4 protein-coding genes are annotated in these 5,623 nt (G+C 53.0%); all 4 read left to right on the top strand.

The window, feature by feature from the left end; genetic code table 11:
* Positions 1–2 precede the first annotated feature (2 nt).
* The 4 genes from ABYA77_RS14515 to ABYA77_RS14500 all read left to right on the top strand — a co-directional run bounded on the left by ABYA77_RS14515 (position 3) and on the right by ABYA77_RS14500 (position 5,547).
* On the top strand, positions 3–140 hold the full coding sequence (locus ABYA77_RS14515; protein ID WP_372966675.1) for a YjbQ family protein: 138 nt from the start codon (positions 3–5) through the stop codon (positions 138–140).
* A gap of 243 nt (positions 141–383) precedes the next feature.
* Complete coding sequence (locus ABYA77_RS14510; protein ID WP_372966674.1) at positions 384–1,361, top strand: TAXI family TRAP transporter solute-binding subunit; 978 nt, start codon at positions 384–386, stop codon at positions 1,359–1,361.
* Between the two features lie 84 nt (positions 1,362–1,445).
* Complete coding sequence (locus tag ABYA77_RS14505; RefSeq protein WP_372966673.1) at positions 1,446–3,641, top strand: TRAP transporter permease; 2,196 nt, start codon at positions 1,446–1,448, stop codon at positions 3,639–3,641.
* A gap of 94 nt (positions 3,642–3,735) precedes the next feature.
* Positions 3,736–5,547: an ATP-binding protein gene (locus tag ABYA77_RS14500; protein WP_372966672.1), complete on the top strand. Its 1,812-nt coding sequence runs from the start codon at positions 3,736–3,738 to the stop codon at positions 5,545–5,547.
* The last annotated feature ends 76 nt before the right edge of the window (positions 5,548–5,623 follow it).

The following is a 5,623-nucleotide window of genomic DNA, read 5'->3' as shown; positions in this document are numbered from 1 at the left end:
TGATCATTGGCCCATCACTGACCATCCCTATTACCCATGGCAAGCTGGCATTGGGTGTTTGGCAGGGGATCTACCTTTGTGAACACCGGAACAACGCAGGTGGACGCAGGATTGTGGCTACTGTGCAGGGGCGGTGGTAAAACCAGAAAGATCGGGTGCATCGCTCCCCTCCCCCAAAAAAAGTGGGGCTTTTCCCACCCAAACTGCAATGAAAAATGGGTGGATTTCTACCCGTTTTTCCTTTCTGTTTTTCCTCTGTTTTATGTAACTAATTGTTTGATTAAGTCTTTCTCTGGGTGGCCTGGGTTTTGCTGTTGTATGTGGAGAAGGTCATGTATGGCCTTGTCTGCACCCAACTAAAAAAACATATCGGGAGCCTTTTTATGAAACTTCAGTCCATCGTGGCGGCTGCGTTCGCTACAACCGTATTTGCTGCAACACCTGCTGTTGCCCAAGACCGTGAAGGCTGGCCAGACAGTTTTACTGTCGGTACTGCAAGCCAGGGCGGCACCTATTTCGCTTATGGCTCTGGCTGGGCAAACTTTGTTGCTGAAAATCTGGGCGTCTCCGGCGGTGCGGAAATTACTGGCGGTCCGGTTCAGAACATGGCGCTGGTTCACACCGGTGACCTGAAGTTCGGTCTGACGACGATGGGCCCTGCCCGTGAATCAAGGGATGGCGAAAGTCCGCTGGCTCCGGGTATGAAGATGGACAACGTTTGCGCGATGTTCCCGATGTATGAAACGCCGTTTTCCATTACTGCGTTGTCCAGCTCTGGCATTAAATCCATTTCAGAAATTCCCGACGGTGCCACCATTGGTTTTGGTCCGGCAGGTTCCACGTCTGACACTTATTTCCCCCGCATGATGGAAACGCTGGGCGTGAAGTTTGAGCGCCGCAATGGTAGCTGGTCTGATCTGGGTGGCCAGTTGCAGGATGGTCTGATTGATGTTGTGGCTTTCGCTGCGGGTATTCCTATCCCTGCGGTTAGTCAGCTGGAGGTTCAGACTGATGTAAACATCATTGAGATGAATGACGAGGAAGTGAAGAAAATCGTGGATAACTTCCCGGTTTCTGAATTTGTCATTCCTGCCGCCACTTACCAGTCTCTGGATAAGCCTTCCCGCGTGGTGTCCATGTGGAACTTTGCGATGGTGAATTGCGATATGCCGGAGAGCTTCGTGTACGAGATAACCAAGCTGACCATGGAAAACAACGAGAAGATGGTGTCTATCCACAAAGCTGCACGCTTCTCTGTTCCTGAAAATTATACAAAGAATACTGTGCTGCCCTGGCATCCAGGCGCTGCCCGCTGGTTTAACGAAAACGGTTACACCATCGAAGCAAGCGCTATCAAGTAGTAAAACACAGGCTCTGGAGCGCCTTGCGGCCTCCGGAGCCTGGTTGATACCGAATCACCGCCTTATCTTCAGGCAGGACCAATCATGACCAAAGAACACTTTCCCGCTGATGGTGAGAAGCCATTGGCTGAAAACCTGACGATTAATGAAGATCACATTCTTGCGCATAACGTGGATGAGGAACCGGTTGAGGCTAATCGCCGTTTGTTCACCGGTATGTTGCTCAAGTTTGTGGTTATGCTGGCCATCGCCTATTCGGTGTTTCATTTATACACGCTGAACGTGGCACCTATGGAAACCTGGTCGTTCCGGATTGTGCACGTTGCCGGCGCCTTGGTACTGGGCTTTATTTTGTTTGCCGGTGCCCGTTTTGTGTCTGCTGAAGAGGGCGAAGCTCGTCATCGGTGGACATCCTGGATCAGCGCAGTGGCTTTGATTCCCGCTTTTTACGCGCTGTACCAGACATATTCCTTCGACTTGCAGCTGAAGGCGGGTGCCTTCCGTGTTCCAGCTGAGCTGGAAACCTGGCACTTTGGCTGGCCTTTGTTGGCGGCTTCCGCTATCGGTATTGTTATGAGCTGGTTTCACCAGCGTGATCGCGCTCGTTTCAGTGTGCCTGATCTCGTTCTGGTGGTGTGTTCGGTGACGGTAGCTTCATACCTGTTGGTGGTGTTCAACACGTCCATGCGTATGACTACAGGCACAGCCTTTGCCCCCGTCGGTATTTCTTTTGCGGCCGTTGCTGGTACAGCCCTGATTATGGAGTTGACTCGCCGGGTGGCGGGTATGGCGCTGGTTGTCATTGGCCTGGTTTTTCTTGCGTATGTCTTTGTTGGCCCTTATCTGCCGGGCTTTTTGGGTTATCCGGGCCTGTCGGTTCAGCGTTTCTTTAGCCAGGTGTACACCGATGCGGGCATTCTGGGGCCGACTACCGCAGTGTCTTCAACCTACATTATTTTGTTCATCATTTTTGCCGCGTTTCTACAGGCATCCAAGGTGGGCGACTACTTTGTAAACTTCGCGTTTGCCGTAGCCGGTCGTTCGCGCGGAGGCCCAGCCAAGGTGGCTATTTTTGCGTCTGGCCTGATGGGTATGATCAACGGCACCAGTGCCGGTAATGTTGTGTCGACAGGTTCGCTGACAATTCCGTTGATGAAGCGGGTTGGTTACAGCAAAGAATCGGCCGGCGCAGTTGAAGCTGCCGCGTCTACAGGGGGGCAGATCATGCCGCCGATTATGGGCGCGGGCGCGTTTATCATGGCTGAGATCACTGGTATTCCTTATACCGATATTGCTATTGCGGCGATTATTCCTGCGATCCTTTATTTTGCTTCGGTCTTTTTCATGGTGGACTTCGAAGCCAAGAAACTTGGTATGCGCGGCATGCGTGGCGATGAGCTGCCGAACCTGAAACTGCTGGTTCGGCAGGTTTATCTGTTTGCGCCGATCATCATTCTGATTGTTGCGTTGTTTCAAGGCTATTCGGTTATCCGAGCCGGTACTCTGGCGACGGTTTCGGCAGCAGTGGTGAGCTGGATTTCCCCCAATAAAATGGGTATTCGTGAAATTCTGCGGGCTTTTGAAATTGCGGCTTATATGTCGATCCAGATCATCGTTGTGTGTGCGGCGGCCGGTATTATTGTTGGCGTAATCTCGTTGACGGGCGTTGGTGCGCGCTTCTCGGTTCTGTTATTGGACGTTGCTGCTCACAGTAACCTGCTGGCACTGGTTTTTGCCATGTTCATCTCAATCTTGCTGGGCATGGGAATGCCAACAACAGCGGCTTATGCCGTGGCGGCTTCGGTGGTAGCGCCGGGCCTGGTTCAGTTGGGCATTGATCCGCTCACGGCACACTTCTTTGTATTTTATTTCGCCGTGGTTTCTGCGATCACGCCTCCGGTTGCGTTGGCATCTTATGCTGCTGCAGGCATCTCAGGCGCTAATGCTATGGCGACTTCGGTGGCGTCATTCCGGATTGGTATTGCCGCCTTTATCGTGCCCTTTATGTTCTTCTACAATGGTGCGCTGTTGATGGAGGCTGAGTGGTTCGAGATTGCACGGGCGCTGATCACAGCAACCTTCGGTGTGTATTTGCTTTCGGCCGGTGTGCTTGGGTGGTTTGCCCGGTCTGCTGCGCCGGTTCTGGTGCGCCTCCTGCTGGTTGCGGCCGCCTTGCTGACTATCGAGGGTGGGTTGTGGACGGATTTTGCCGGCATCGGACTTGCCGTTGTGGCAATGCTGATCCAGCGTAAGCGGTCACCGGGACTGGCCGCAGCCTGACGTGGTAACTCATGAGCAGGGCAGCAGGCGTGAAGGCCGGTTGTCCTGCCGGTTTCCGGGAGTTAGTCTAGACTCTTTGCCGGAACCAGAACCCATGCTCTATCGGATCAGTGTTGTTGTCGTTCTGATGGTCACCCTGTTGTTGTCATGGGTGCTTGGTGGCTGGTTTGGGTACCGGCAGCTAGAGCAGGAAAATTTTCAGGAAGCTTTTCGTTATCGTCAGTTGGTTGCCAATGAACTCAACCGGTATCTTCCGGTGCCTGAGTTAATTGCCCAGCATCCTCTTCTGGCTGATGCTCTCAAACGTCCGGAGGATCCCGTTGTATTGCTCAAAGCCAATGAGCAAATGCAGCGAATGGCCACAATCGTTGGAGGTTCTGATATTTATTTGATGGACCTCAGCGGCCTTGCTATTGCCGCCAACAACTTCGGCCAACCCGACAGTTTTGTTGGTAGCAACTATTCGTATCGTCCCTACTTTTATGATGCCTTAAAAACCGGCCAGTCAGTGGTGTACTTTGCACTGGGTTCTATGTCCCTTGAGCGTGGCTTGTATTTCTCTCATCCCGTAAGGGATCAGCGTGGCTATATCTTGGGTGTCGTGGCCGTCAAGGTGCTGGTTCATGAGATCGAATCGCACTGGAACCGGCCTGATACTCAACACCAGGCTGAAATGGTTGTTCTTGATGGTGACGGAATCAGTTTCCTGACCAGTTATCCGGAATGGCTCTATCGGGATTTTTCGCAAGAAGGTACGGGAAAATCGGCCAGAGTCCGGCAACGATATCCCGAGCGTGATTTGAGCCCTGTTGATTTTAGCTTGCAGGGAAAACCGTGGGTGTTGTCTGAACAGGCCGCACGAATGCGTTTTAAGAGCCAGGATGGTGGGCAGGATTATCTGGCCGTTAGTGCAGCTTTGCCCAGGCTGGATTGGCAGTTGGTGGTGCTGGCGGATACTCGCCAGGTGATCTGGATGCGAGCTGGTTTTTTAATCGGCGGTGGCGCTATTTTCCTTGCGGGTTTTCTGACCTGGCTTTATCTGCGGGAGAGGCGGCGCAGGGAGCGCGAGCTTGCTCTGCGCGGTGAGCAGTTGGAACGGAGAGTTGCTCAGCGTACTGTCGATCTCCGGCGCTCCAACGATCAATTGCTGGCTGAAATTCAGGAGCGGGAACGGGCGCAAACTGAACTGCGTGAAACCCAGCAGGAATTGATTCAGGCGGCTAAGTTGGCGGTGCTTGGGCAAATGTCTGCTGGTTTGAATCATGAGATTAATCAACCGCTCACTGCCATTCAGGCTTATGCCCGCAACAGCCGGAAATTTCTCGAGCGGGGCGCGGGCGATATGGTCGACGCCAACCTTCGGGAGATTGTGAATCTCTGCGACAAAATGGCAGAGCTGATCCGGCAGTTCAAAGTGTTTGCACGAAAATCTGAAGGGCCACCTTCGGTGGTGGACTTAAGACTGCCAGTCGATGCAGCCCTTAAAATTATCACGGCCCAGAGTGTCAGTGAGGGCATTAATATTTGCTGGCACCGGCCAGATGTTCCGTTGATGTGCCACGGTGACCTGATTCGGGTTGAACAGGTTATGGTCAACTTGATAGCTAATGCCGTTCAGGCCGTAGAAGGCCAGGAACAGCCGGAAATTCACATTGTGATCACGGAAGAAGGTGAGTACTGGCGCTGCGTGGTAAAAGACAATGGTCACGGTTTGCCGGGCAACACGGAGCGTGTTTTCGAACCGTTCTTCACTACCCGTTCGGTGAAACAGGGCCTGGGCCTTGGTTTGTCTATTTCGAGACAGATTGTTGACGCTCTGGGGGGCAGCCTGACTGGCCAGAACAGGTCTGATGGCCCGGGTGCCGAGTTTATTCTGAAACTGAAACAGCGAAAGGCAGAGGAATGACGACACCGCTCGTAATCTTTGTGGATGACGACTCCGACATCCGGTTGGTGATGGAGCAGACACTGGCGCTGGAAGA

Source organism: Marinobacter sp. (assembly GCF_041595835.1).
In the GTDB taxonomy this organism is placed as follows: Bacteria; Pseudomonadota; Gammaproteobacteria; order Pseudomonadales; family Oleiphilaceae; genus Marinobacter.
This window is presented reverse-complemented; position numbering and strand designations above follow the sequence as displayed.

Bases quoted from the DNA above. Each gene is read 5' to 3' on its own strand.
- ABYA77_RS14500 (WP_372966672.1), top strand. From the start codon at position 3,736: ATGCTCTATCGGATCAGTGTTGTTGTCGTTCTGATGGTCACCCTGTTG.
- ABYA77_RS14505 (WP_372966673.1), top strand. From the start codon at position 1,446: ATGACCAAAGAACACTTTCCCGCTGATGGTGAGAAGCCATTGGCTGAA.
- ABYA77_RS14510 (WP_372966674.1), top strand. From the start codon at position 384: ATGAAACTTCAGTCCATCGTGGCGGCTGCGTTCGCTACAACCGTATTT.